Here is a 26478-nt window from a genome sequence, read left to right as displayed (position 1 = left end):
GGCAACCGAAATCGAGGCTCATGTCCGCCCGCGTCTATCTCGACCACAACGCGACGTCGCCGCTGCGCCCGCAGGCGCGCGCGGCGATGCTCCATGCGCTGGAGACGCTAGGTAATCCTTCCTCCGTCCATGCCGAAGGCAGGGCGGCGAAGGCGCTGCTTGAAGACGCGCGCGCCGCGGTCGCGCAAGCGATCGGCGCGGAGCGGCGCAGCGTCGTCTTCACCAGCGGCGCGACAGAGGCGGCGAATCTCGCGCTTACGCCGGCGCTTCGCCGAGACGGCGACGAAGCGCCGATCGAGGCGTTACTGATCGGCGCCGGCGAGCATCACTGCGTCCTGCAGGGGCATCGCTTTCCGCCCGACGCAGTTGAAACCCTTCCGTTGACCCCGGCAGGCGTCATTTCGCTCGACGCGCTGGAAGAGGCGCTCGTGCGGCGCTCCGGCGGGCGCGTGATGCTCGCGCTGCAGGCCGTCAACAATGAAACCGGCGTCATCCAGCCCGTCGTCGAGGCTGCCGCGCTGATCCATGCGGCGAAAGGCGTCCTTGTCTGCGACGCCGTGCAGTCCGTCGGCCGACTGAAGACGACATTTGCGACGACCGACGCGGATATAATGTTCTTTTCCTCACATAAGCTGGGCGGGCCGATGGGCGTCGGCGCGCTCGCCTTTCGTGACGAGAGCCTGCATCTGGAGGCGCCGGCGCTGCGCGGCGGCGGCCAGGAGTTCGGACGCCGCGCGGGGACGGAGAATGTCGCCGGAATCGCCGGCTTTGCAGCGGCGCTGACGGCGGCGACCACAGATTTGGCAGGAGAGGCGTCTCGACTCGCTGATTTGCGCGACGCGCTGGAGCGGCAAGTCTTGAAAGTCGCGCCTGACGCACGATTCTACGGTTCAAGGGCGCCGCGCGCGCCAAACGCCAGCGCTTTCTCGCTTCCCGGCCTCGCCCCACGCACAATGTTGATGGCGCTTGACCTTGAGAATGTCGCGCTTTCAGCAGGCTCAGCCTGTTCTTCAGGCAAAATGACGGAATCGCACGTGCTTGCGGCGATGGGCGCGGCTGAAAGAGAGGCGCTGAGGGCCAGTTTCGGTTGGTCTTCGACGCAAGAGGATGTAGAACAGTTCGGAAAGGTTCTTGCACGTGTCGTGGATCGCATGAGGTCCCGGCATTTCGCCGCCTAGTCGACGCCTAAGAGGGCGCCAACGCGCAGGCGGCGGCGGAACGATCGGCCGGCGGGCCTTGAACCCGTCGTGACGAGGAGAAGGACAGATGGCGGCTCGTCAGGAGACCGTTGCGCGCGTCGAGTCAATCGACGTCGACGCTTATAAGTACGGGTTTTCGACCGATATCGAATCGGAAAAGGCCCCCAAAGGGCTGAATGAAGACATCGTTCGTTTCATCTCGGCCAAGAAGGGCGAGCCGCAGTGGCTCACCGACTGGCGCCTCGACGCTTACCGGCGCTGGCTGACGATGGCTGAGCCGCGCTGGGCGCGTGTTCACTATCCCCGCATCGACTTCCAGGATCTCTATTATTACTCGGCGCCGAAATCGACGCCCGGCCCGAAGTCGCTCGACGAGGTCGATCCCGAGCTCTTGCGCACGTATGAGAAGCTCGGCATTCCGCTGCGCGAGCAAGAAATTCTCGCCGGCGTCGAGACCCGCCGCGTCGCCGTCGACGCGGTTTTCGACAGCGTGTCGGTTGCGACCACCTTCAAGGCGGAACTGGCCAAAGCCGGCGTGATCTTCTGTCCGATTTCCGAGGCGGTGCACACGCACCCAGAGCTGGTTCGGAAATATCTCGGCTCTGTCGTGCCGGTGACCGACAATTTCTACGCGACGCTGAACAGCGCGGTCTTCTCCGACGGCTCCTTCGTCTATGTGCCGAAGGGCGTGCGCTGCCCCATGGAGCTTTCGACCTACTTCCGCATCAATGAGCAGAATACGGGACAGTTCGAGCGCACGCTGATCATCGCCGACGAAGGCTCCTATGTGAGCTACCTCGAAGGCTGCACGGCGCCCAAGCGCGACGAAAACCAGCTTCATGCGGCGGTCGTGGAGCTCGTCGCGCTCGACGACGCCGAAATCAAATATTCGACGGTGCAGAACTGGTATCCCGGCGACAGCGAGGGCAAGGGCGGAATTTACAATTTCGTCACCAAGCGCGGCGATTGCCGCGGCCGCAACTCGCATATTTCCTGGACGCAGGTCGAGACGGGTTCGGCGATCACCTGGAAATATCCGTCATGCATCCTGCGCGGCGACGGCTCGCAAGGCGAGTTCTACTCGATCGCGGTGTCGAACGGCTATCAGCAGGTCGACAGCGGCACAAAGATGCTGCACCTCGGCAAGAACACCAAAAGCCGCATCATCTCCAAAGGCATCTCGGCCGGACGTTCGCAGAACACCTATCGTGGCCAGGTTTCCGCGCATCGCAAGGCCGATGGCGCGCGCAATTTCACGCAGTGCGACAGTCTGCTGATCGGGCCCAACTGCGGGGCGCATACGGTTCCCTATATCGAGTCGAAGAATCCGAGCGCGCAGTTCGAGCATGAAGCGACCACGTCTAAGATTTCCGAGGACCAGCTGTTCTATGCGATGCAGCGCGGGCTTTCGGCGGAAGAGGCGACGGCGCTGATCGTCAACGGCTTCGTGCGCGACGTGCTGCAGCAGCTGCCGATGGAGTTCGCCGTCGAGGCGCAGAAGCTGATTTCGATTTCGCTCGAAGGAAGCGTGGGGTGATAGTTTCAGCGCGTCATGGCCGGGCTTGTCCCGNCCATCCACGCCAATCGCAGCGCGACGCTCGATGAGAGTTTTCGGAACAGCAAGACATGGATGGCCGGGACAAGCCCGGCCATGACGCCAGAGATCGAGAAGAGTTTTAAAGAAATGCTCGAAATCAAAAACCTCCACGTCTCCGTCGGCGAACGTGAGATTCTCAAGGGCTTGACGCTCAGCGTCAAGGCCGGCGAAGTCGCGGCGATCATGGGCCCCAACGGCACCGGCAAATCGACGCTCTCCTACGTCATCGCCGGCCGCGAAGGCTATGAGGCGACGACGGGCGACGTGCGGGTCAACGGGGAGAACATTCTCGACCTCGACCCCGCGGAGCGGGCCGCCAAGGGCGTCTTTCTCGCCTTTCAATATCCCGTCGAAATTCCCGGCGTCGCGACCATGACGTTCCTCAAGGCGGCGCTCAACGCGCAGCGGCGCGCCCGCGGCGAGCCGGAATTACAGACGCCGGAGTTCATGAAGCGCGTCAAGGAGGCCGCGGCGTCGCTGGGCATCGCGCAGGACATGCTGCGCCGGCCGCTCAACGCCGGTTTTTCAGGCGGCGAGAAGAAGCGGATGGAAATTCTGCAGATGGCGCTCCTGCAGCCGCGTCTTGCGATCCTTGATGAGACGGATTCGGGGCTCGATATCGATGCGCTTCGCGTCGTGGCGGACGGCGTCAACGCGCTGCGCTCGCCCGAGCGCGCCTTCATCGTCATTACGCATTATCAGCGCCTGCTCGAATATATCAGGCCAGATTCGGTGCATGTGATGGCGCAGGGGCGCATCATGCGGTCGGGCGGTCCGGAACTTGCTCTGGAGCTCGAAGAGCGCGGATATCAGGATTACATCGCGCAAGAGGCGGCTTAAGCGATGATCAAGCTGGCGAGCGAAGCGGAAGCGACGCTTTCCTCCTTTTACGAAGAGATGCGCGACAAGGGCGCGCCGCGTCTGCGCGCGGCCGGCTGGGCGGCGTTCTCGGAGTTTGGCGTGCCGAACCGGCGCGTGGAGTCGTGGCATTACACGGACCTGAAAACGGCGATGGGCAGGCCGGCGCCGCTCGCCACCGCCTCCCGCGCCGCATTGTCGCTGCCGCGCGCGCATGATTCTCTGCGGCTCGTCACGCTCGATGGCGTTTTCCGGCCAGATCTTTCGGATATCGCTCGGCTTCCTGACGGCGTCGTCGCGCAATCGCTGCGCGACGCGCTGGCGCAGGGAGAGCCGCATGTCCTATCAGCGCTCGCCAGCGCCGATATTGGCGCGCAGGATCCGATCCTCGCGCTCAATGCGGCGCTGATGCAGGACGGCGTCGTCATTCAGATCGCGCCGGGCGCTGCGATCGACCGCGCGCTCGAACTCGCGACGTTCGCATCGGCGGAAGCCGCACAGTCGACCTATACGCGTGCGCTCGTCATGCTGGGCGAGGGCGCTCGAGCGACAGTGATCGAAACTCTTGGCGCCCTTTCGTCGGCGCCGGCGCAGGACAATAGCGCCCTCGTGCTTCGATTGGCGCCAGGCGCGCGCCTCGACCTCGTCACTCATTTCTCGGGCGGCGTCGATCAGGCGATCCGCGTCGCGTCGCTGCTCGCGCATCTCGACGCGGGGGCCATGATCAATTCCTTCGCGCTGATCGAAGGCGAAGGGTTGAACCGAAGGCAGATCTTCGCGCGCCTCGACGGCGAGAACGCGAAGGCGGTCTTTAACGGCGCGACTTTGGGACGTGGCCGCTTGCACGCCGACACGACCCTCATCATGGATCACGCAAAACCATGCGGCGAAAGCCGGGAAGTTTTTCGTAATATCCTCGATGACCAGAGCGTCGGCGTGTTTCAGGGCAAGGTCATCGTGCGTCCGGGCGCGCAGAAGACGGACGGCGTCATGCAGTCGAAGGCGCTTCTGCTCTCCGAGCAGGCGGCGATGAACAACAAGCCGGAGCTCGAAATCTTCGCCGACGACGTGCAATGCGGCCATGGCGCGACCTGTGGCAGGCTCGACAAGGATCAGTTGTTCTATCTCACTGCGCGCGGACTGCCGCGCCGCGAGGCCGAAGCCTTGCTCATTGAAGGCTTCGCCAATGAGGCGATGGACGCAATCGAGGATGAACAGTTGAGGGCGTTTCTCAGCGATCGCGTCAGCGCGTGGCTTTCTAGAAGGATCAGCCGATGAACGAGATTACCCGCATTCAGACGGCTTATGACATTGAAGCGGTTCGGGCGGATTTTCCCATTCTTTCCGAGCGCCCTTATGGGAAGCCGCTTGCCTATCTCGACAACGCCGCCTCGGCGCAAAAGCCGCGCGCCGTGATCGATCGGCTGACGCATTTCTACGAGCATGAATACGCCAATGTGCATCGTGGACTGCATTATCTCGCCAACGCCGCAACCGAAGGCTATGAGGGCGCGCGCGAGACGCTGCGCCGCTTCCTCAACGCCGAATCGACGGACGAGATCATTTTCACCCGCGGCGCGACCGAAGCCTTGAATCTGGTCGCGGCTTCCTTCGGCCAAGCGCATATCGGCGAAGGCGACGAGATTATCCTGTCGATGATGGAGCACCACTCCAACATCGTTCCCTGGCATTTGCTGCGCGAGCGCAAGGGCGCCGTGTTGAAATGGCTGGAGGTCGACGACGATGGCCGCTTCGACCTCGAAGCTTTCGAGAAACTGTTCACCAAGCGCACGAAGATCGTAGCGCTCACGCATATGTCGAATGTTCTCGGCGCGCCGACCCCGATCGCCGAGGTCGCCCGCATCGCCCACGCGCATGGCGTGCCGCTGGTCGTCGACGGCTCGCAAGGCGCTGTGCATCTCGATGTCGACGTGCGTGCGCTCGACGTCGACTTTTATGTGGTGACCGGCCACAAACTCTATGCTCCGACCGGCATCGGCGCGCTTTACGGCAAGCGTAAATGGCTCGAAGCGTTGCCGCCGTTCTGCGGCGGCGGCGAGATGATCGAAACCGTGACGCTTGAGAGCGTTACCTATAACACTCCTCCGCACCGGTTCGAGGCGGGCACGCCGCCCATCGCGCAGGCGGTCGGGCTCGGCGCGGCGCTCGACTATATGGAGCGCATCGGCCGGGACGCGATCCGCGAGTATGAAGCTGGGCTGACCGCTTACGCGCATCAAAGATTGTCGCAGATCGAGGGGCTCAGAATTTATGGGCGGGCGCCGGATAAGGGGCCGATCCTTTCCTTCGACATGGCGGCGGCGCATGCGCACGACATCGCCACGGTGATCGATCGTTCCGGCATAGCCGTGCGCGCGGGGACGCATTGCGCCATGCCGCTTCTTTCGCGATTGGGCGTCACCTCCACCTGTCGCGCATCCTTCGCGCTCTACAACACGCGCGAGGAGATCGACCGGCTGGCGGAGGCGCTCGAAAAGGCCCGCTCTCTTTTCGCCTGAGGAGAATTTCGTGTTCATGAACGATGCTCCCAATACGAGCGAGACCCAGCGCTCCGCGACTGCGGATCGGACGTCGCAGGCCATTGAAAATGAGCGGCTGACGAACGACATCGTTAAGGCGCTCAAGACCGTCTACGATCCTGAAATTCCCGCCGACATTTATGAGCTTGGCCTCATCTACCGGGTCGACATCGCGGAAGAAGGCTTCGTGGAGATCGACATGACGCTGACAGCGCCTGGCTGCCCGGTCGCCGGCGAGATGCCGGTGTGGGTCAAAAATGCGGTCAGCGCTGTGCCTGGCGTCAGCGAGGTGAAGGTGAACATGGTGTTCGATCCGCCTTGGGATCAAAGCCGTATGTCGGACGAAGCGCGGGTCGCGCTCGACATGTGGTGAGCGGACACTCTTATGGGAACGATTTTGCGATGACTTCCATGCAGAAGATGAGCGTGATGAACGTCAGCCCGGCTGCGGCGGAGCGGGTCCGCAGCCTGCTGGCGACCGGCGCGGAGGGCAAGGGGCTGCGCGTCTCCGTGGAGAAGGGCGGCTGCGCCGGGATGTCCTACAAGATGGAGATCGCCGAGCCGAAGCGGGGCGACGAGGTCATCGACCTCGAGGGCGGTCGCGTGATCGTCGACGCTGCGGCGGTGCTGTACCTGCTCGGCACGACAATGGACGTGAAGACGACGCAGTTCTCCTCGACCTTTGTGTTCGAAAACCCCAATCAGACGTCGGCCTGCGGCTGCGGCGAGAGCGTCGAGCTGACGCCGGCCGACCCGGAAAAGGTCGGCGCCGCGTCGCAGGTGGGGAGTTCCTGATCGCGTCGAGGCCACTATGGACCGTGCGCGTATCGAGGAGCTTTTCGCGCCTTTTGCCGCTGTGTCCGTCAAGCGCATGTTCGGCGGTCACGGCGTTTACGCCGATGGCCTTTTCTTCGCCATTGAATCCGGCGGCGAAATCTATCTGAAAGCCAATCGGCATAGCGCCGTGCGGTTTCAAGAGGCCGGCTCCCGGCCTTTCGTTTACCAAGGCAAGGACCGACCGATCACGGTCTCCTATTGGAGCCTCCCTGACCAGGCGCTCGAAGACGCCGACGAACTGGTTCGATGGGCGAAGTTTGCGGTTGAAGCCGCGCGCCGGGCAGGCCCGAAACGGCGGATTCCGGCCGCGGGGAAGCGCAAGGCGCCAAATTCCACTGAGAAAGACTGCTAAGGCGCCAATAAGCATTTGAAAAACATCAATCTTCATAAGGCGCTAAGGCTGGCGCCGCGCGTTCGAATCGCCTATAGACATGTGAACTAGACGCTATCCTTGAACTGGCGCTCACTTGGCCGAAGACGATCCCAAAAAAAGCGATTCCGACAAGCCCGGCTCTGACATAAGGCCGGTTTCGATCGCCGACGAGATGAAGCGCAGCTATCTCGATTACGCGATGAGCGTGATCGTGTCGCGCGCGCTGCCAGATGTGCGTGACGGCCTGAAGCCCGTGCATCGGCGCATTCTGTTCTCGATGCACGAGAACGGCCACACGCCCGATAAGTCATATGTGAAGTCGGCGCGTATCGTCGGCGACGTGATGGGTAAATATCATCCGCACGGCGACGCGGCGATCTACGACGCGCTTGTGCGCATGGCGCAGCCCTTTTCGATGCGGTTGCCGCTCATCGACGGGCAGGGCAATTTCGGATCGGTCGACAATGATCCGCCGGCAGCGATGCGCTACACCGAGTCCCGGCTCGCAAAGCCTGCGCTCGCGCTGCTCGAAGATCTTGACGAAGGCACCGTCGACTTCCAGGCCAATTACGACGGCAAGGAAAACGAGCCGACGGTTCTGCCGGCGCGTTTCCCCAATCTGCTGGTCAACGGCGCAGGCGGCATCGCCGTCGGCATGGCGACGAACATTCCGCCCCATAATCTCGGCGAAGTCATCGACGCCTGCATCGCCATGATCGATCGGCCCGACATCACCATCGCCGAGCTGATGGAGATCGTGCCGGGACCGGACTTTCCGACCGCGGCGAGCATTCTCGGGCGTGGCGGCATTCGCAACGCCTTCACGACTGGCCGCGGTTCGATCATCATGCGCGCCAAGTCAGAGATCGAAACTCTGCGCAAGGATCGCGAGGCGATCATCTTCACCGAAATTCCCTATCAGGTGAACAAGGCGACGCTGATCGAGCGCATCGCCGATCTGGTGCGGGAGAAGAAGATCGAGGGCGTCGCCGATCTGCGCGATGAGTCCGACCGCGACGGCATGCGCATCGTCGTCGAACTGAAGCGCGACGCTGTCGCCGACGTCGTGCTCAACCAGCTTTGGCGTCATACGACGCTGCAGACAAGCTTTCCCGTCAACATGATCGCGTTGAACGGCGGCCGCCCGGAGCTGATGACGCTCCATGACGTGCTGCGCGCCTTCGTGGATTTCCGCGAGACGGTCGTCACCCGCCGCACGAAATTCCGCCTCAACAAGGCGCGCGACAACGCCCATCTGCAGGTCGGCCTCGCCATTGCGGTCGCGAATATCGACGAGGTCATTCATCTCATCCGCACGTCGCCCGACGCCACCGCGGCGCGCGAAGCGCTCATGGCGCGCGATTGGCCGGCCAAGGACATGGCGCCGCTCGTCGAACTGATCGCCGACCCGCGCCACAGGCTCAGCGATGATGGCGCCATCCGGCTTTCGGAGGCGCAGGCGCGCGCCATCCTCGAATTGCGACTGCAACGGCTCACGGCGCTCGGACGCGAGGAAATCTCCGAAGCTTTGAACAAGCTTGCCGTCGAGATCGCCGATTACCTCGACATTCTGCGCTCGCGCGAACGCCTGTTCGGAATCGTCAAGGACGAACTCCTGGCGGTGAAGGAAGCTCACGCCACGCCGCGCCGTACGCAAATCCTTGAGTCAGACGGCGAGGTCGAGGACGAGGACCTGATCGCGCGCGAAGACATGGTCGTCACCGTCTCGCACGCCGGCTATATTAAGCGTGTTCCGCTCTCGACCTATCGCGCGCAAAGGCGCGGCGGCAAAGGCCGTTCCGGCATGCAGACGAAGGAGGAGGATTTCGTCCACCGTCTGTTCGTCGCCAATACGCATACGCCGGTGCTGTTCTTTTCCTCGCTCGGCAAGGCCTATAAGGAAAAGGTCTGGAGATTGCCGCTCTCGGCGCCGCAGGCGCGCGGCAAGGCGCTCGTCAATCTGCTGCCGCTCGAACAAAACGAGCGCATCACCTCGATCATGCCGCTGCCCGAAGACGAGGAAAGCTGGGCGACGCTCGACGTCATTTTCGCGACCACGCGCGGCACGGTGAGGCGCAATAAACTCTCCGATTTCGTCGACGTTCGCCGCAACGGCCTCATCGCCATGAAGCTCGACGACGGCGAAGCCATTGTCGACGTCGCGACCGCGACCGAGCGCGACGACGTGCTGCTGACCACACGCGACGGCCAATGCATCCGCTTCGCCGTGCCGGAGGTCCGCGTCTTCCAGGGCCGCACCTCGATGGGCGTGCGCGGCGTCGCGCTGGGGCAGGACGATCGGGTGATCTCGCTGTCCATTCTCAATCATTTCGACGCCGCCGGCGAGGAACGGGCCGCCTATCTGAAGCGCGCCAACGCGCTGCGCCGGCGCATGGGCGAAGATGTGTCTCCCGAGGCGGGGACCGAGACGGAAGAGGCGGCGATCGCCGTGGAGCTTTCGGATACCCGCTTTTACGAGATGCAGGCGGCCGAGCAGATCATTCTTACCGTGTCCGAGAACGGTTACGGAAAGCGTACGAGCTCTTACGAATATCGTACGACGGGTCGTGGCGGCAAAGGCATCGTCGCTATGGCGGTGAACGCCAGAAACGGCAAGCTCGTCGCCTCATTCCCCGTCGGCCATGGCGACGAAATCATGCTGGTGACGGACGGGGGCCAGCTGATCCGCTGCTCCGTCGATGGCATCCGCATTGCCGGGCGCGGCGCTCAGGGCGTCATTGTCTTCGACACGGCCGAAGACGAGCGCGTCGTTTCCGTCGAACATATCGGCGATGTCGGCGAGGGCGAGGACGCCGAAGCCTAATCTGGACGCTCAACGATAGGGTAGACGCATGAGCGAGGGCGGCGACGACGCAGACGGCCCCGTGCTGGTCACGGGCGCGCCGCGTCGCATCGGCCTCGCCATCGCCGAGCGCTTCGCGCGCGAGGGGCGGCCCCTCGTGCTGCACGCCTCTCCGCGTTCGGCGGAGGAGGCGGAGCTTGCAGCGCACGCGATCCGGATACGCGGCGGGCGCGCGGCGACGGCGATCGCCGATCTTGCCGATGCGGAGTCGACGCAGCGCCTCATCGAGCAGGCCGGCGAAGCCTTCGGACCGCTGCGGCTCCTCGTCAACAACGCCTCGATTTTTGAAGTCGACGCGGCGCAGGACTTTTCGCTCGAGCTCTATGAACGGCAGATGCAGGTCAATCTGCGCGCGCCGCTGCTGCTGTCGCGCGACTTTGCGGCGGCGTTGCCGGCGAGCGTCGATGGCGCCATCGTCAATATCCTGGATCAGCGCGTTTTGCGTCTCACGCCACGCTACTTCTCCTACACGCTATCGAAATCGGCGCTGTGGGCGGCGACGCGCACCATGGCGCAGGCCTACGCGCCGCGTATTCGCGTCAATGCCGTCGGACCGGGGCCGGTCTTTGCAAATGCCGCGCTCGGCGAGCGGGAGTTTGAGATGGAAGCCCGGGGCGTGCCGCTGCAGCGGGCCGCCGACGTCTCCGGCGTGGTCGACGCCGTCGTTTACCTCAGCCGGGCGAAAAGCGTGACCGGGCAGATGATCGCCGTCGACAGCGGCCAGCATCTGGGCTGGCGCACGCCGGACGTCGGTCCCGAATAAGCCAGGACTGGCGCTAATCTGCGCTCGGAAGGCGGCGCATCGTGAACTCGATCCGCCCATCCTCCAGCTCGCGCCAGAACTCGATCTCGGTCATATAGGCGGCCTTGGGGAAGCGCTCGAACCACTCGCGCGCCTTCGCGCGCGCCTCGAGGCGCTCCAGCGAGAAGGTCTCGCGCCGCCAGCCATTTGTGTGACCGCTCCGCTTCTCGGCGAAGCGCGTCGCAAGATCCCTCGGCGCGTTTTTGGTTACGCTCATACTCATGCTCCGAGCGATCAATTTAGCGCATCGGAGCCGGGAAGGGGAGTCGCAGATCCGTCATGACCTATTCCGTCGGCTTCCCGCCTGCCGCGACTCGCAACGCAAAGCTCTTGATTCTTGGTTCACTTCCCGGCCAGCGTTCTCTGGAGCGCCAGCAGTATTACGCGCAGCCGCGCAACGCGTTTTGGACGCTGACGGGCAGCCTGTTCGGCTTCGATGCCGACGCTTGTTACGTCGATCGTCTCCTGAGCCTGAACGCGCACGGCGTCGCCCTCTGGGATGTCTGCGCAAGCGCCCATCGACCTGGCAGTCTCGACCAGCGAATCGAACTCTCGACTGTGCGCGCCAATGATTTTGAGCGCTTTTTCGAGATGCATCCAGATATCACGCTGATTTGCTTCAATGGCGCTACAGCGGCCAGTCTGTATCAACGGCTGGTTCTGCCCAGACTGTCGGTTCGCGCCGCGGCGATCGCTTCACGCCGACTGCCCTCAACGAGTCCCGCGCATGCATCGATGACATTCGCTAAAAAGCAGGAAAAATGGCGATCCGCTCTCGCCCCATTTCTCGAATAGCTCTAGGGCGCTTCCCCGCGCCCAAAAACCGCGCTAGACCCGAGCCATGCCTGAACGTCCCCCTTACATGATCTCGACGGCCATTCCTTATGCGAATGGCGCGCCGCATATCGGCCACGCCTATGAGCGTATCGCCACCGACGCCTTCGCGCGATGGAAGCGGCTCGACGGCTATGACGTGCTGTTTGTCACCGGCATGGACGAGCACGGGCAGAAGATGCAGCGCACCGCCGAGAAGGAGGGGCTGACGCCGGGGGCGCTCGCCGACCGCACGGCCGCGCAATTCGCCCGGATGGGCGAGGCGCTGAACGCCCGCGCCGACGACATCGTGCGCACGACGCAGGCGCGCCACAAGCAGACCGTGCTCGAAATGTGGCGGCGGATGGAGGCGAACGGCGACCTCTATCTCTCCAAATACGCCGGCTGGTATTCGGTGCGCGACGAGGCCTATTACGACGAGGACGAACTCACCGAGCGGGACGGCAAGAAATTCGCGCCCACGGGCACGCCGGTCGAGTGGGTGGAGGAGGAAAGCTGGTTCTTCAAACTTTCGGGCTATGCGGAAAAATTGCTTGCGCATTACGCGGCTTATCCGCACTTCATCACGCCCGAACACTACAGAAACGAGATCGTCGCCTTCGTGAAGCGCGGGCTCACGGACCTCTCGGTGTCGCGCACGACCTTCGACTGGGGCATCGAAATTCCGCCCAGCGCGCAGACCGCCGCGAAGCATGTGATGTATGTCTGGGTCGATGCGCTTACGAATTACGTAACGGCTACAGGATATCTTACGGAAGGCGGAAATAAAGCACGCTTCTGGCCGGCCGACGCGCATGTCATCGGCAAGGACATCACCCGCTTTCACGCCATCTACTGGCCGGCGTTCCTGATGTCCGCAGGCGCGCCTCTGCCCAAGCAGGTCGTCGTGCATGGCTTCCTGTTTTCCAAAGGCGAGAAGATGTCGAAGTCGGTCGGCAATGTCGTCGATCCCATCGATCTGGCCGAGCGCTATGGCGTTGACCAGCTGCGCTACTTCTTCTTGCGCGAGATTCCTTTTGGCCAGGACGGCAATTATTCGCACGAGGCGATCGTCAATCGCATCAACGCCGACCTCGCCAATGATCTCGGCAATCTCGCGCAGCGGTCGCTGTCGATGATCGCCAAGAATTGTATGGGCGCCGTACCACGTATACACGCGCTTACGGACGCCGACCAAGACATTCTCGCGCAGGCGGCCGACGTTCTCGCGAAAGCGCGCGCCGCCATGGAGGATTACGCGCCGCACCACGCCCTGGCGGAAATTTTCCGTATCGTCGCCGAGGCCAATCGTTATTTCGCCGGTGAAGAGCCCTGGGCGAAGAAGAAGAGCGACCCTGCGCGGATGGAGACGATTCTCTACGTCACCGCCGAGACGCTGCGCCGTCTGGCGATTCCCCTGCAGCCGTTTATGCCCGAGTCCGCCGGCAAGCTTCTCGATCTCCTGGGCGTTGGCCCGGATGAACGCGACTTGGCGCATGCCGACGAGGCGAACGCCCTGCAGGAGGGCGCGCCACTGCCGCCGCCGACGCCGGTGTTTCCACGGTTTGTGGAAGAGAAGGCGAATTAGCCCGCTCCAGCAGGCGCGGGGAGCCGCCGCCGCGCTCGCCATGTGCTGACCATAATCAGCCGTTTCAAATGGCGGCGGCGCAGCGGCGCGCAATGACCTTCGTCATTGCGGGCTTGTCGGCCAAAGCGCGGGCGTGCAATTATGATCGCCCGGGCTCCTTGTGAAGGAACTCGCGCCGCTCGGTCGAGCGCCCGCGCAACAATATCCGCCTTCGTTGTGTCGTATCTCGGACGGCTCTTTTTCTTACAGAGGAACTCATGGAATGGCGCGTGGCATTTCAACAATTCTGACGGCGGTTATCTTCGGCGCGATCGGTTTTGGGCTCGGCATCTACGCTGCGCCGACCGAAGGCGTCGCCAATCTGAAAGCCGCGATCGAGGGCCGGTTTAAACCTGCGCCCGCCGAGGACGCTGCGCCGGCCGAAACCCCGGCGACTCCCGCCGAGTCGGACGCGACGGCCCAACCCGACGCCTCGGCCGCGCCTGCGCCTGAGACGCCTCCGGCTGAGCAGCCGGCGGCCGTAGAGGCTCCAATGGAGAGCGCGCCTGCGCCCGCTCCGGCGCCGTTGACCGAAGCGCCGCCGCCGCCCCAACCCGCGCCCATGGCGATGCCGGAGGCGCCTCCGGCCCCAGAGGCAGTGGTCGAGCAGCCGGTCAAGCCCAAGCCGAAGCCGAAGCCCAAGGCTAAGCCCAAGCCGAAGCCCGCAGCTCCGGTCGAGGCGCCGGCGGAACAACCTGCGCAGTAAAGCGCCAGTCGCCGCCGCCCAGCCCCTGTTTCGCTCACGAGCAGGGGCGGGGTCGCAGCAGGCGCTTCTGGCTCTGTTCATCGAGGGAATGTCGCCATGACCAGCGACACAGCGCGCTTCGTCGGCGACATTCCCATTTTTTACGACCGGGGCCTCGGCCCGGTGATCTTTGAGGATTATGCCGCCGATATCGCCCATCGGACGGCCGCGAGCGCTCCCCTCGACTTGCTCGAAACGGCGGCAGGCACGGGAATCGTCACGCGCAAGCTGCGCGACTTTCTCAGCCCGCAGGCGAAGTTGACGGCGTCGGATCTCAACGCGCCTATGCTCGAAGTGGCGATGACGAAGTTCGGCGCGACCGAGCAAGTGATATTCCGACCGGCCGATGCGACCGCCCTGCCGTTTGACGACGAAGCCTTCGACGCGATCGTCTGCCAGTTCGGACTGATGTTCTTTCCCGATAAGCACCGTGCGCATCGCGAGGCGCGACGCACGCTGCGGCCTGGCGGCCGTTACCTCTTTAGCGTCTGGGATGCGCCGAGCTACAATCCTTTCTCCCGCATCGGACTCGAGGTGGTCGAGCTCTTCTTTCCCGACGATCCGCCGCAGTTTTTGAAGGCGCCCTTTTCATGCTCCGAGATTGATCCGATCAAGGAATCGCTGCTGGGCGCCGGCTTCACGGACATCACCATTTCCGTACGGCCGCGCGTCAAGGAGGTAGCCGACCCTGCGGCCTTCGCGAGGGGGCTCGTTTTCGGCAGTCCGCTCTTTGAACAGATTCGCGAGCGCGGCGGCGTGCGCCCCGAATCGCTTGTCGAGGCGCTGGCGGAGAGGTTCACGCAAGAACTCGGCGATAACCCCATGCGCCTGCCGATGCAGGCGATTTTCTATGAAGCCAGGGCGGCGTAGGGCGGCGTCCTACTGCGGCATGGTCATCAGCTCGAGCACATGGCCGTCCGGGCTCTTGAAATAGACTCCTCGGCCGCCGTTCCAGTCGTTCAGCTGGCCGTCCGTGAATCGACCCGGCGCGCTTCCAAAGACGACTCCTTCGTCCTTCACGCGGCGGAAGATCTCGTCAAATTCTTCGTCGCCGACGTGGAAGGCATAGTGGCTGGCGCCGAAGCCCTCATCCTTGTCGAACAGCAGGGTGAGTTCGCTGTTGACCTTCACAGGCGCGAAATGGCCCTTGGCGCCGTCGTAGCGCAGACCGAAAATCCGTGCGAACCAGCGCGCCGCCGCCTCATTATCGCGCGCCGGCACGATGGTGTGATTGAGAATGATGGCCATCGTTCAAGCTCCGCCTGTCTCTCGACGAATTTCAGATGGGGAGTAGCGGCCTCCCAGTCACGAGCGTCGCGGCGCTACTTCGCCGCCGGACCAGGACGCCGACAGCGCGCCATCGGGTTGGCGCCGGACGCGAACGCCGAATGGCGCGCTTTCGCGATCGAGCGTTTGCGCGAGCCATTCGGCATCGGCGCTCGACGCCCGTTCGAGACGAAAGCGCCGCATATGCAGCGGGACCAATCTCAGTTGGATGAGATCGCCGTTCGCGTCGAGATCGACGAAATACATCAGTGAGAGATCGCCGCGATAGCGTTCGTGGCCACTGATGCCCTCGTAGTCGTTCAGGAAATCACCGCAGCCATAAAGCGCCAAGCGGTTGCGATAGACTTCGAATCCCCTCGCATGATGTGACGAATGTCCGTGGACGACGGAAGCGCCGGCGTCTTCGATCAGCCGATGCGCGAATTGTCTCTGGGCGTTCGAAACGCCATAGCCCCAGTTCGAGCCCCAGTGGATCGACATCACCAAAATATCTTCGCTCCGCGCCGCGCTTCGCGCCAGGTCGCAGGCGAAGGCGGCGCTTTCCGCAGAAAGGTCAGGCAGAAGATTGACGCCGGGCGACGACGGCGTCGCCGCCCACTCCAAGGGCGTTCCGCTGTCGGGCAGGGCGAAGGACAGCACGACCACCCGTCCCTTGCTCGAGATCTCAATAATCGCCGGCCGCTGCGCTTGGCCGGCGGAGCGTCCGGCGCCGGCGACGGCGATATTCAGACGCTCGAGCACGCCGAGAGGAGGCCGGAGCGGCCCCAATCGAGAACGTGATTATTGGCAAGCGCGCAGCAATCGATTCCGGCGGCGCGCAGACATTCCGCATTCTGCGGACTGACGCGATAATTGATCGCCTTGTGTTCGGCCGTCTCGCTGCGCGTCACGCTCGTTTCGAGATTGACGATGCGCGCGTCAGGCGCGTGCGCTTCAAGCTCGGCGAGCGCGTCGCCCCAGATATAGGAAGGATCAACCGACCGCGGAATCGGCCCGGACGCCGCTTCGGCCAGGCGAACATATTCATGCGCCGAGGAAACATATTCCTCATAGAGGTTCGGCGGGCAGGGCAACGGAAGGATCTGATCGACGCCTCGGCCGATCATCACATCGCCACACAGGAAAAGTCGGACGGCCGGCGCGCCGTCACGCGGCGGCGCGGCGACGCTCATATCGTTGGGGGAAGATTCTCTTCGTCGTCGCCGGCGACCAGCGAGACGATTTCTCCCGCCACGTCCTTGAGCGGCGCGCCGGCGCCAAAGATGTCCGGATCGCCGGACATCCACATGGCCGCCTCCTCGACATCAGCGATCGTTGGCCGCAGATCCATGATCGCCGACAGCGTCGCGTCGTCGATATCGCCGAGGACGTCCGTCACGTCCTTGATCGTCGCCAGCGGGCGGCCGTCGCCGTCCGGCGCGGAAGACTGCGTCAAGTTTTTGCTCCTCGCGCTTGCAACGTCCCGCCCGAGCTTGATCCGTGACGGTCTCGCATAATGCCGGCGATGAGAAAGGCGCGTTGCATAGCCAAGAAAATATAGCGCCGCGCATCTTAGCCGCGAAGGAGCCCTAGGCTAAATATTTGTGTTTTCCGCCGTCCGAGCCATATTGCCGCATAGATCCAAACGCGTCATCAAGCACCCGGCGCCCGCGCCCGCGGCCATTCCGTGTTGCTCTTTCCTGACCGAGTCTGATGCTCATCGACACCCATTGTCACCTAGACTTTCCCGATTTCGCGCCAGAGCTCGCGGAGACGATCGCCCGCGCGAAAGCGCGCGGCGTCGCGAGAATGATCACGATCTCGACGCATCTATCGCGCTTCGAGCGTGTAAAGGCGGTTGCCGAAGCCTATTCGGAGGTCTTTTGCACCGTCGGGACGCATCCGCACCATTCGCACGAAGAGGCCGAGCCGACCGTCGAGGCGCTGGTGACTCTGTCGCAACATCCAAAATGCGTCGGATTGGGCGAAGCGGGCCTCGACTATCACTATGACCACGCGCCGCGCGACGTAGCGCAGCGCATCTTCCGCATTCACGTCCAGGCCGCCCGCGAAACCGGCCTTCCGCTCGTCATCCATACCCGTGACGCCGATGAAGACTGCGCCGCGATTTTGAAGGACGAAATGGGGAAGGGGGCTTTCCCCGCCCTGCTCCATTGCTTCACGAGCGGGCCCGCGCTCGCCCAAACCGCGCTGCAGCTCGGCCTCTATATTTCCTTTTCCGGCGTCGTGACCTTCAAGAACGCCGAATATCTGCGCGAGATCGCCCGCGACGTGCCGCTGGAGCGCATGCTGGTCGAAACCGACGCGCCGTTCCTTGCGCCGACGCCCCATCGCGGCAAGCGCAACGAGCCGGCCTTCGTCGTCGACACCGCGCGCGTGCTCGCCGACCTCAAGGGAATCAGCGCCGCCGAACTTGCAATCGCCACAACGCAAAATGCGCTGCGGCTGTTTTCCAAAATGCCGCCTCTGGACGCCGTCGCGTGAGCCTGAGAATCAGGATCCTTGGGTGCGGCTCGTCGGGCGGCGTGCCGCGCGTCGGGCAGGGCTGGGGAAAGTGCGATCCGGACAATCCTAAAAATCGGCGCCGGCGCTGCTCGATTCTCGTCGCGCGCGGCCCTGCTGACGCAGCGACGCAAGTGCTCGTGGACACCGGACCGGATCTGCGCGAGCAGCTCATCGACGCCGACGTCAAGCGGCTCGACGCGGTTTTCTATACCCATCCCCATGCCGACCACACGCACGGCGTCGACGATGTGCGCGGCCTGGTCATTCTGAGCGGTCGGCGCATCCCGGCCTATATGGACGAACCGACTTCGCGGTCCTTCGCCACGAAGTTCGACTACATCTTCAAGACGCCGCCGGGGAGCTTTTATCCGCCGCTGATGACCGAACATCGGCTGCATCTGGGGCGCGCCGAGACGGTCGACGGACCGGGCGGCGCGATCGTCGCCACGCCTTTTCGCCTGGACCATGGCGACATGGACGCACTCGGTTTTCGCTTCGACAACGTGGCCTACACGCCGGATCTTCACGCAATTCCGCCAGAGAGCGTTCAGTATCTGGAAGGGCTCGATCTCTGGATTATCGACGCGCTGCGCCATCAGCGGCACGGCACGCATCTGTCCGTCAGTCAGGCGCTGGACTTCATCGCGCATTTCAAGCCAAAGCGCGCCGTTCTGACGGATCTGCACGTCGATTTGGATTACGACGCGCTCGCCGCGACGCTGCCGGAAAATGTCACGCCGGCTTTTGACGGAATGGCGCTCGAAGTCTGACGTCGCAGGCATCGCCAAAAATGATATATTTTGGTTCCATAATATCGATTATGCGAATCGTGGATGAGGGATGCGCTGGCGCCGTCGGCTCATGCCTTTCGCTCGCCTGAGAATTTGCGTCGATGTCATGTCGGGCGGAACGCCGCCGCCGGCGCCCTCGGATGACGCATTATGTTGACAAGGCGGCGCGTGTTCAGCGCATGGCGCGGCAATCCCACCCGCGCAGCTCATCTAAACTCCTGCAATCGCGAACATTCCCGCCGACGCAGGAATTTGACCTTGTTGTCAAACCATGGCGACTGTTTGGATTTTTGGATCACCCCACGGATTTCTCTGGCCTTCGGGGGCAAAACTCTGGTAAAAGGCTCGCTGCGCGGGACTATATGGCATTCAAGAGGCACATCATCGTCGTTTCCGGGCGGGCGCGTTATTTGAGACGCGCCAACTGGAGCGGTTGGGCGCACAAGGTTGGCATAGCGGTCTTGCCGTTTTTGGCGGAGACGAGCAGGTAGACATGAGCAAAGGTAGAGATTTTCGGGGCCCCCGCAAGCGCGGATTTGATGACGACGCTCCGTATAGCTATGATTCGCCGCGCACGAGCCGGGCGCCGCGATCACCCTTTGGCGGCGGATTTCCAGATTCGCCGCCTCCGATGTCGAACGAGCCAGCAGTCGACGCCATCGTGAAGTGGTTTAAGACTGACAAGGGGTTCGGCTTCGTTGAGCTTGCCAATGGCACCGGCGATGCGTTCCTCCATATCGGCGCCGTTCAGGCGGCGGGATACGACACGCTGCCGCCCGGCGCGAAATTGCAGGTGCAGGTCACGAGCTCGGTGAAGGGCCAGCAAGTGGCGCGCATTCTCGAGGTCGATTTGGCTGGCGCCGCTGAGCGCGCGCCTCCGCCGCCGCCGCGCGCAGGCGGCGGTTTTGACAGCCCCCGGCCCCGTCGTCAGGCGCCCGATCCGTCGACCGCCGTTCCGGTCGCCGGCAAGGTCAAATGGTTCGACGAGACAAAAGGCTTTGGCTTCGTGCAGTCGGACGACGGCGGCAAGGACGTGTTCGTCCATATTTCGATTCTGGGCCCTTCCGGCGTGAACCGGCTCGCCGAGGGGCAGCCGGTCACTATGCAGGTCGTCGATACGGCGAAAGGCAGAGAAGCGCTGTCGATCATCCTGGATTGAGCCTCGCTCCGTAGATCCGTGCGCCGCGATCCTCCTTGAGGGCCGCGGCGCTTTTCTTTTGGGGAAACCTCATGTCCGGTCGACCGCACGGCGACGTCGCCAGACTGATCGAAATCATGGCGGCGCTGCGCACGCCCGGCAGCGGTTGTCCCTGGGATCTCGAGCAGGATTTCCGCTCGATCGCGCCCTACACGATCGAGGAAGCCTATGAGGTCGCTGACGCCATCGAGCGCAACGATCTCACCGATCTCAAAGATGAGTTGGGCGATCTCCTCTTGCAGGTCGTGTTCCATGCCCGAATGGCGCAGGAGCAGGCCGCCTTCGCCTTCAAGGACGTCGTCGACGCCATCTGCGACAAGCTCATTCGCCGGCATCCGCACGTCTTCGGCGACGTCCAGGCTCTCGACGCCGACGGCGTGACCACACAATGGAGCGCAATCAAAGCGCGCGAGAAGGCGGGCAAGCAGGGCGCGCCGCCGGCCAGTTTGCTTGACGGCGTGCCCCTCGCCCTGCCCGCGCTGACGCGCGCCCTGAAGCTGCAACAGAAGGCGTCCGCGGTCGGCTTCGACTGGGACGACGCGCAGCAGGTTCTTGGCAAGATTCGCGAGGAAACCGAGGAAGTCGCCGCGGAACTCGCGGCTCCCGGCGCCAGCGCCTCGCCGGCGCTCGAGGAGGAGATCGGCGATCTGCTGTTCGTGGTCACCAATCTTGCGCGCCACGCCAGGGTTGATCCCGAGCAGGCGCTTCGCTGCGCCAACACGAAATTCGAGCGGCGGTTCCACCACATCGAGCAGCGTCTCAAGGAGATGGGCCATTCGCCTGAAGCAGCGTCTCTCGATGAGATGGAGGCGCTGTGGGTCGAGGCGAAAGGCGCGGAGCGCAAGCCGCGCTGACGGCTCTCTCAAACGTCTGAAGATTACGCGCCGTCTGTTAGCGCCCCGCGCCGGCTTCACGGATCATTTCGGCCTGCGGGAACCGCCTCGCGAGGCCCTCCGAACGTTCAGGATCGATACGAACGACGAGATGGACGCCGCCCTCCGGCAACGCTTCACGTTCGAGCACTTCGGTATGGGCGTGAAGCCAGGCGAGCCCTTCGCCGTCGGCGACGTCGAGGTTCATTTCAAATCGAACCCGTCCCGCCGCCAGGGTGGACTCTATTCTTGCCAGCAACTCATCGAGCCCCTGCCCGGTCAAGGCTGATACGAGCGTCGGCCGCCGTTGAGGCTCGATCCCGCTCACGGCGAGCTGCAGCGCCGAAAGCCGATCGGGATCGAGCGCGTCGATCTTGTTCCAAACTTCCAAAATCCGCCCCTCGGCTTCGCCTTTCAGACCGAGTTCGCTCAGGATCGACTCCACGTCCTTCGCCTGCGCTTCCCAATCTTCGTGCGAGACGTCCCGAATATGGAGAACCACGTCGGCCAGCGTCACTTCTTCGAGCGTCGCCCGGAAGGCGGAGACGAGCATGGTGGGCAGGTCGGAGATGAATCCCACCGTGTCGGAGAGCAGAATGCGCGCGCCATGCGGCAGTTTGATCTGGCGAAGCGTGGGATCGAGGGTCGCGAACAGCATGTCCTGCGCCAGCACCTCGGCCTTGGTCAGGCGATTGAAAAGCGTGGACTTTCCGGCATTCGTGTAACCGACGAGCGCGACGACCGGATAGGGAACGTCTCGCCGCGTCTTGCGATGCAGCGCGCGCGTGCGCTTCACCTTGTCAAGATCGTGCTCGATGCGCCGCATTCGCTCCTCGATCAGGCGCCGGTCCGTCTCGATCTGCGTCTCGCCGGGTCCGCCAAGAAAGCCGAAACCGCCGCGCTGGCGTTCAAGGTGGGTCCAGGAGCGGACGAGCCGCGACTTCTGATAGGCGAGATGCGCGAGCTCCACCTGCAGCGAGCCTTCCTTGGTTCGGGCGCGCTCGCCGAAGATTTCGAGAATGAGCCCGGTCCTGTCGATGACCTTGGCGTCCCACGCCCTTTCAAGATTGCGCTGCTGCACGGGCGAGAGCTGGCAGTCCATGCTGACGAGCACGGCGTCCTTCGCCTTGACGAGTTCGCCGATCTCTTCGACCTTGCCCTTCCCTAGGTATGTCGCGGGCCGAACTTCGTTCAACGATATGGGGACTTGACCGACGACATCGAGGTCGATCGCCTCGGCAAGCCCCACCGCCTCCATGAGACGCGCCGCCGTGTCGCGCGCACGCGCCGCGCCGCCTTGAGTCCCATAGGGCCCAATGACCAATGCGCGGGCGCCGGCGCCGTTCGGCGCCGTCCCGTTATCTGCTCCGCTGTCAGCCTTCAATCGCCTACCGCTGCTTGTCGGCCTGGCCCTCGTCGTCGCCCGGCTCAAACATTTGTATGGGGTGTCCGGGCATGATCGTCGAGATGGCGTGCTTGTAGACGAGCTGAGAATGCCCGTCTCGTCGCAGCAACAGGCAAAAATTATCGAACCAGGTGACGATTCCCTGGAGCTTGACGCCATTGACGAGGAAGATCGTGAGCGGGACTTTATTCTTCCTGACGAAATTCAAAAATGTATCTTGCAGATTCTGCGAACGCTCTGACGACATCGGCTGTCCTGTTCTTTTTTGTGAGCCGAGCGGAATGACGCCGCCCCCAGGGGATCGTTCTTCTTTTTTCGCCGCCGTGTTCATTAGAACCTTTCAAATGGCGAAGCGCAAGGCGCAAGTCGCGCGCTTTCCGCCGCCAGTTCATGGCAAGCGTTCGGCTTTAACTCCGCGCCGACTCTCGCCGCCAACATAATGTAACGCTTTAACTAGCTCTTCTAAGTTAATGTTTCTATGACTCGACCGAGAGCGACTTAAGTTTTCGGTGTAAGGCCGAGCGCTCCATGCCGATGAACTCCGCCGTTCGGGAGATATTCCCCGAGAAGCGATTGAGCTGAGCGACGAGGTATTCGCGCTCGAAAACTTCCCGCGCCTCTCTGAGGGGCAGGCTCATCAGTTTCTCGCCGCGCACTCCGGCGGGAGTCGCCGGCACGAGTTCGCCGACATCGGCCGGAAGCATTTCGGCCGTGATCGTCGCGCTGGAATCGCCAGACGTAAGGATCATCAGGCGCTCGACATTATTTCTCAACTGGCGGATGTTGCCGGGCCAGTCATGCAACTGCAGGATAGCAAGGGCGTCTTCCGAGATCCGTCGGCGCGGCATGCCGGAAGCGAGCGACATATTCTCCATGAAATAGTCGATGAGCGCCGGGATGTCCTCGCGCCGCTCCGCCAGCGAGGGAATTCGGATCGGCACCACCGCGAGGCGATGAAATAGATCCTCGCGCAGCGTCCCCTCTTCGATCGCCGACGCGAGATCGCGCGCCGAGGACGAGATGATGCGCACGTCGACCTCGACCTTGTTCGATCCGCCGACCCGCTGAAACGTTTGATCGACCAGCACGCGCAGGATTTTTGCCTGGCTATCCTTCGGCATGTCGGCGATTTCGTCGAGGAACAGCGTCCCGCCATGCGCCTCCTCAAGCGCGCCGATCTTGCGCTCGCCGTCGGCGCCTTCGCGACCGAACAGCTCGATTTCCATGTTCTCCGGCGTGATCGTGGCCGAATTGATGACGACGAACGGCCCGCCGGCGCGACTCGAGGCCTCGTGGATGCAGCGGGCGGCGAGTTCCTTGCCTGTCCCAGGGGCGCCGGTGATCAGCACGCGCGAATTCACAGGGGCGACGCGGCCAATGAGCTGCTGCAGCTGATGGGCCGCCGGCGAATCGCCGACGATGCGGTCGAAGGCTCCTGCCCGCTGGCGCAGCGCGGAAAGTTCGCGCCGCAGCTGATAGGCTTCAAGCGCCCGCTCGGCGACGAGCACCAGCCGATCCGCCTTGAAGGGCTTTTCGATAAAGTCGTATGCGCCGATCTTGATCGCGCTGACCGCGGTTTCGATATTGCCGTGGCCCGAGATCATGACCACGGGCAGGCCCTTGTGCTGCTTCTGCGCGACTTCGAGCACCTGGAGGCCGTCGAGCCGAGACCCTTGCAGCCAGATGTCGAGAAAAACCAGATGCGGACGCCGGCTTGCGATCGCCGCAAGCGCTTCATCGGAGTCTTTGGCGGTGCGGACCCCGTGCCCTTCGTCGCTCAGAATCCCGGCGACAAGCTCTCTGATGTCCTCTTCATCGTCGACGATCAAAATATCGCTGGCCATTATACCCCGCTCTGTCCCGGCTCACTTGCATGCGCCGGCGCTTTTTCAGCCTGTGCGCCAGCCGCGCGCGGCTCCTCTTTCGAGGACGTTTCCGCGGCAAGGGGCACAATGAGCCTGACGCAGGCCCCCCGACCCGACGGCGCGTCCAGCAGCTCCAGCCGGCCTCCGTGATCCTCGACGATCTTGGCGACGATCGGCAGACCCAGTCCGGTGCCGTCCGATCGCGTCGTCATGTAAGGCTCGAGCAAGCGCTGCCGGTTCATCGCCGGGAAGCCCTTACCATTATCGATCACGTAGATTTCCGCCATGCGATCGCGCACATTCAATCTGATTTCGACTCTTCCCTTTTCCAGAGCGTCTTTTTCTTCTCGTGCGGCGATGCCTTCGACGGCGTTCTTCACGATATTGGTGAGCGCTTGCGACAGCAAGCGGCGATCGAACTGCGCGATGACGGACGTTTCCGGCAACTCTTCGACGATGTCGAGATCGGCGTTGCCGACGCGCATGAGGAACGCGACCTGCCGAATGCATTCGTTGAGATCGTCGCGCGCCGGGCGCGCCTTCGGCATACGCGCAAAGGACGAAAACTCGTCGACCATACGCTTGATGTCGTCGACCTGGCGCACAATCGTGTCTGTGCATTGGTCGAAAATGTCTCGATCTTCCTGGATGACCTTGCCGTATTTGCGGCGCAGCCGCTCGGCCGAAAGCTGAATCGGCGTCAACGGATTTTTAATTTCATGCGCGATGCGCCGTGCGACGTCCGCCCAGGCGGAGGTGCGCTGCGCCATCACGAGGTCCGTGATGTCGTCGAGCGTCACCACGTAGTTGTGATGTCCCGCATCGGCGCGCGCCGAGGTGACTCGCACATTCAAGGTGCGCTCGGCGACGCCGCGCTTGATGATGATCTGGCTTTGAACGGCGCGCGGAAAGACTTCCGCCGCGTCCTTCAGGATCGGGACGATCTCCGGCAAGACCGACGCCACCGAGGCGCCGACGGTCGCCTGCCCCGTCGGGTCCGCCAGCGACAATTCCTCGGCTGAGCGGTTGAGAATGGTGACGACGCTTTCCGAGTCCACGCCCATCACCGCGACCGGCACGCCGGAGAGCACGGCCTCGGTGAATTCGCGACGCTCGTCATTGATCCGATTGGCCTCGATCAGCCGGTTTTGCTGAAGATTGAGCTCGGTCGTCATATTGTTGAAGACGTCGCCGAGGCGCGCCAAATCGCCATGCTGCTTGTCGACGTTGACGCGAACATCGAGATTGCCGGCCGACACCTCGTCGGTTGCGGCGATGAGATCCCGGATCGGCGTCACCAGCCGGTCGGCGAAATCCAGTCCAAACCAGATGGACGACAGCAGCATGATCGTCGTCAAGAAGGCGTACATCAGCACGAATGCGCGCTGGACGGCAGCGCGATAGGCGTCGAAGACGTCATAGCTGCTGATCAGGTTCTGAGCCTGTTTGGGAAATTCCACGGCGATCGGGTCAATTGGCCGAGTGACGTAAAGGAATGTGTCCTGAAAGGCGCTAAGCGCACGCAAAGCGACGAAGCTCTTGCCGTCATCGATCACGAGGCACAGAGGCTCCCCGCGCCGCGCGTCGTCGAACTCGGATTGCGGCGGGGCGATGATAATGGAGGCGGCGTTCTGCGCCACGTCGACGCGGTCGAGAATTTCGCCGTTGGATTTCACCAGCGCCGCGACGGAGAAGCCCAGAAAATACGCTCGCGACTGAAATATTTGATGAAAGTACGGACGGTCCGAGTTGTAGAGAATGGCTGCGCGATCAAGATCGGACGCCGTGAGCTGCGCCTCCTGGAGCAAGGCCCGGCACTGACTCTCGCGGAACACCGCCGCGGCTTCCGCCGTATTGTGGACGAAGACCTTGACGCTCGACATGAAGGCGGGATTGAGCACGCGCTCCAGAGTCAGCGATCCCGCCACGGCCAGCAGAATCGCCGGAATCAAAGCAATGACCACGAAAAAGCCGACCGTGCGCACGTGTAGGCGCGCCGCCGCTTCCCCGCGCCGCCAGACTCGGTAGAGGCGCCAGGCCTTGACGATCACCATCGCGAGCAGAACGGCGACAAAGACGCCGTTGATGATGAGCAGCGGCAATAGGCGGTCGTCTGTCGGCGATATCGCGCCGAATTCGGCCACGACCAGGAATGTAGCCAAAGCACAGCCGACGGCGCCGATCACAATGATCGGGCCGAACCAGCTGCGAAACGGCGTTCTGCCTTTCGCCTTTGGCGGAGAAGCCGAGTCTCCGGTCAGGGCCATGGCGCCTGTATAGGCTCCGCCCGCGCCGGTTGCA

General features: G+C 63.1%; 25 protein-coding genes and 1 pseudogene. 18 read left to right on the top strand and 8 right to left on the bottom strand.

Features of this window, described 5'->3' with window-relative positions; genetic code table 11:
* The first annotated feature begins 20 nt into the window (after positions 1 to 20).
* The 10 genes from A3OO_RS0113145 (at position 21) to A3OO_RS0113100 (ending at position 11030) form a co-directional block, all read left to right on the top strand.
* Positions 21 to 1178 (top strand): cysteine desulfurase family protein, encoded by a 1158-nt coding sequence (locus A3OO_RS0113145; protein WP_040573881.1) that lies wholly within the window; start codon positions 21 to 23, stop codon positions 1176 to 1178.
* Positions 1179 to 1266: 88 nt separating this feature from the next.
* Positions 1267 to 2736, top strand: coding sequence for a Fe-S cluster assembly protein SufB (gene sufB, locus A3OO_RS0113140; RefSeq protein ID WP_018408300.1), 1470 nt, complete (start codon positions 1267 to 1269; stop codon positions 2734 to 2736).
* A 147-nt stretch (positions 2737 to 2883) separates the two neighbouring features.
* Positions 2884 to 3636 carry a Fe-S cluster assembly ATPase SufC gene (gene sufC, locus A3OO_RS0113135; protein WP_026222961.1) on the top strand — a complete coding sequence of 251 codons (753 nt, stop codon included), beginning with the start codon at positions 2884 to 2886 and terminating at the stop codon, positions 3634 to 3636.
* 3 nt (positions 3637 to 3639) lie between these two features.
* On the top strand, positions 3640 to 4932 hold the full coding sequence (gene sufD, locus A3OO_RS0113130; protein WP_018408298.1) for a Fe-S cluster assembly protein SufD: 1293 nt from the start codon (positions 3640 to 3642) through the stop codon (positions 4930 to 4932).
* A complete protein-coding gene (locus tag A3OO_RS0113125) occupies positions 4929 to 6173 on the top strand; it encodes a cysteine desulfurase (RefSeq protein WP_018408297.1) in 1245 nt (414 codons plus the stop codon). Before sufD ends, A3OO_RS0113125 begins: the two co-directional genes overlap by 4 nt.
* 16 nt (positions 6174 to 6189) lie before the next feature.
* A complete protein-coding gene (locus A3OO_RS0113120) occupies positions 6190 to 6567 on the top strand; it encodes an SUF system Fe-S cluster assembly protein (protein ID WP_018408296.1) in 378 nt (125 codons plus the stop codon).
* A 29-nt stretch (positions 6568 to 6596) separates the two neighbouring features.
* On the top strand, positions 6597 to 6989 hold the full coding sequence (locus tag A3OO_RS0113115; protein WP_026222960.1) for a HesB/IscA family protein: 393 nt from the start codon (positions 6597 to 6599) through the stop codon (positions 6987 to 6989).
* A gap of 16 nt (positions 6990 to 7005) precedes the next feature.
* Positions 7006 to 7383 carry a TfoX/Sxy family protein gene (locus A3OO_RS0113110; RefSeq protein ID WP_018408294.1) on the top strand — a complete coding sequence of 126 codons (378 nt, stop codon included), beginning with the start codon at positions 7006 to 7008 and terminating at the stop codon, positions 7381 to 7383.
* A 115-nt stretch (positions 7384 to 7498) separates the two neighbouring features.
* Positions 7499 to 10228: a DNA gyrase subunit A gene (gene gyrA / locus A3OO_RS0113105; RefSeq protein WP_018408293.1), complete on the top strand. Its 2730-nt coding sequence runs from the start codon at positions 7499 to 7501 to the stop codon at positions 10226 to 10228.
* Positions 10229 to 10256: 28 nt separating this feature from the next.
* Complete coding sequence (locus tag A3OO_RS0113100) at positions 10257 to 11030, top strand: SDR family oxidoreductase (RefSeq protein ID WP_018408292.1); 774 nt, start codon at positions 10257 to 10259, stop codon at positions 11028 to 11030.
* Positions 11031 to 11043: 13 nt separating this feature from the next.
* Here A3OO_RS0113100 and A3OO_RS0113095 read toward each other — a convergent pair whose 3' ends face one another.
* On the bottom strand, positions 11044 to 11286 hold the full coding sequence (locus tag A3OO_RS0113095; protein ID WP_018408291.1) for a hypothetical protein: 243 nt from the start codon (positions 11284 to 11286) through the stop codon (positions 11044 to 11046).
* Positions 11287 to 11348: 62 nt separating this feature from the next.
* Here A3OO_RS0113095 and A3OO_RS0113090 point away from each other — a divergent pair, with 62 nt between their 5' ends.
* From A3OO_RS0113090 to A3OO_RS0113070, 4 genes are all read left to right on the top strand, one after another.
* Complete coding sequence (locus tag A3OO_RS0113090; protein ID WP_018408290.1) at positions 11349 to 11864, top strand: DNA-deoxyinosine glycosylase; 516 nt, start codon at positions 11349 to 11351, stop codon at positions 11862 to 11864.
* A 46-nt stretch (positions 11865 to 11910) separates the two neighbouring features.
* Positions 11911 to 13470 (top strand): methionine--tRNA ligase, encoded by a 1560-nt coding sequence (metG, locus tag A3OO_RS0113085; protein ID WP_040573438.1) that lies wholly within the window; start codon positions 11911 to 11913, stop codon positions 13468 to 13470.
* A 262-nt stretch (positions 13471 to 13732) separates the two neighbouring features.
* Positions 13733 to 14215, top strand: coding sequence for a hypothetical protein (locus A3OO_RS0113075; protein WP_156824821.1), 483 nt, complete (start codon positions 13733 to 13735; stop codon positions 14213 to 14215).
* Between the two features lie 96 nt (positions 14216 to 14311).
* Positions 14312 to 15124, top strand: a complete 813-nt coding sequence (locus A3OO_RS0113070) for a class I SAM-dependent methyltransferase (RefSeq protein ID WP_018408286.1) — start codon at positions 14312 to 14314, stop codon at positions 15122 to 15124.
* A gap of 9 nt (positions 15125 to 15133) precedes the next feature.
* Here A3OO_RS0113070 and A3OO_RS0113065 read toward each other — a convergent pair whose 3' ends face one another.
* The 3 genes and pseudogenes from A3OO_RS0113065 to A3OO_RS0113055 all read right to left on the bottom strand — a co-directional run bounded on the left by A3OO_RS0113065 (position 15134) and on the right by A3OO_RS0113055 (position 16976).
* Complete coding sequence (locus A3OO_RS0113065) at positions 15134 to 15502, bottom strand: VOC family protein (RefSeq protein WP_018408285.1); 369 nt, start codon at positions 15500 to 15502, stop codon at positions 15134 to 15136.
* A 57-nt stretch (positions 15503 to 15559) separates the two neighbouring features.
* Positions 15560 to 16647 (bottom strand): annotated as a pseudogene (locus tag A3OO_RS21685) (CapA family protein).
* Positions 16648 to 16709: 62 nt separating this feature from the next.
* A complete protein-coding gene (locus tag A3OO_RS0113055; RefSeq protein WP_018408282.1) occupies positions 16710 to 16976 on the bottom strand; it encodes a hypothetical protein in 267 nt (88 codons plus the stop codon).
* Between the two features lie 257 nt (positions 16977 to 17233).
* On the opposite strand from A3OO_RS0113055, the gene A3OO_RS0113050 reads away from it, so the two are divergent.
* The 4 genes from A3OO_RS0113050 (at position 17234) to mazG (ending at position 20889) form a co-directional block, all read left to right on the top strand.
* On the top strand, positions 17234 to 18025 hold the full coding sequence (locus tag A3OO_RS0113050; RefSeq protein ID WP_018408281.1) for a TatD family hydrolase: 792 nt from the start codon (positions 17234 to 17236) through the stop codon (positions 18023 to 18025).
* Positions 18022 to 18816 (top strand): MBL fold metallo-hydrolase, encoded by a 795-nt coding sequence (locus tag A3OO_RS0113045; protein ID WP_018408280.1) that lies wholly within the window; start codon positions 18022 to 18024, stop codon positions 18814 to 18816. The genes A3OO_RS0113050 and A3OO_RS0113045 overlap by 4 nt, the downstream gene beginning before the upstream one ends.
* Before the next feature lie 514 nt (positions 18817 to 19330).
* A complete protein-coding gene (locus tag A3OO_RS0113035) occupies positions 19331 to 19996 on the top strand; it encodes a cold-shock protein (RefSeq protein ID WP_026222959.1) in 666 nt (221 codons plus the stop codon).
* Positions 19997 to 20067: 71 nt separating this feature from the next.
* Complete coding sequence (gene mazG, locus A3OO_RS0113030) at positions 20068 to 20889, top strand: nucleoside triphosphate pyrophosphohydrolase (protein WP_026222958.1); 822 nt, start codon at positions 20068 to 20070, stop codon at positions 20887 to 20889.
* 37 nt (positions 20890 to 20926) lie between these two features.
* Here the strand turns inward: mazG and hflX are convergent, their stop codons facing one another.
* The 4 genes from hflX to A3OO_RS0113005 form a co-directional block, all read right to left on the bottom strand.
* Positions 20927 to 22291 (bottom strand): GTPase HflX, encoded by a 1365-nt coding sequence (gene hflX / locus A3OO_RS0113025; protein ID WP_018408276.1) that lies wholly within the window; start codon positions 22289 to 22291, stop codon positions 20927 to 20929.
* Positions 22292 to 22295: 4 nt separating this feature from the next.
* Positions 22296 to 22559, bottom strand: coding sequence for an RNA chaperone Hfq (gene hfq, locus A3OO_RS0113020; RefSeq protein WP_026222957.1), 264 nt, complete (start codon positions 22557 to 22559; stop codon positions 22296 to 22298).
* Positions 22560 to 22788: 229 nt separating this feature from the next.
* Entirely contained in the window at positions 22789 to 24156 is a 1368-nt protein-coding gene (gene ntrX, locus A3OO_RS0113010) for a nitrogen assimilation response regulator NtrX (protein WP_018408274.1), read from the bottom strand.
* Positions 24156 to 26444 (bottom strand): sensor histidine kinase NtrY-like, encoded by a 2289-nt coding sequence (locus A3OO_RS0113005; RefSeq protein ID WP_018408273.1) that lies wholly within the window; start codon positions 26442 to 26444, stop codon positions 24156 to 24158. Before A3OO_RS0113005 ends, ntrX begins: the two co-directional genes overlap by 1 nt.
* Between the last annotated feature and the right edge of the window lie 34 nt (positions 26445 to 26478).

It is taken from the genome of Methylocystis rosea SV97, assembly GCF_000372845.1.
Classification (GTDB): Bacteria; Pseudomonadota; Alphaproteobacteria; order Rhizobiales; family Beijerinckiaceae; genus Methylocystis; species Methylocystis rosea.
The sequence above is the reverse complement of the archived record's forward strand: the minus strand, read 5'-3'. Positions and strand labels throughout refer to the sequence as shown.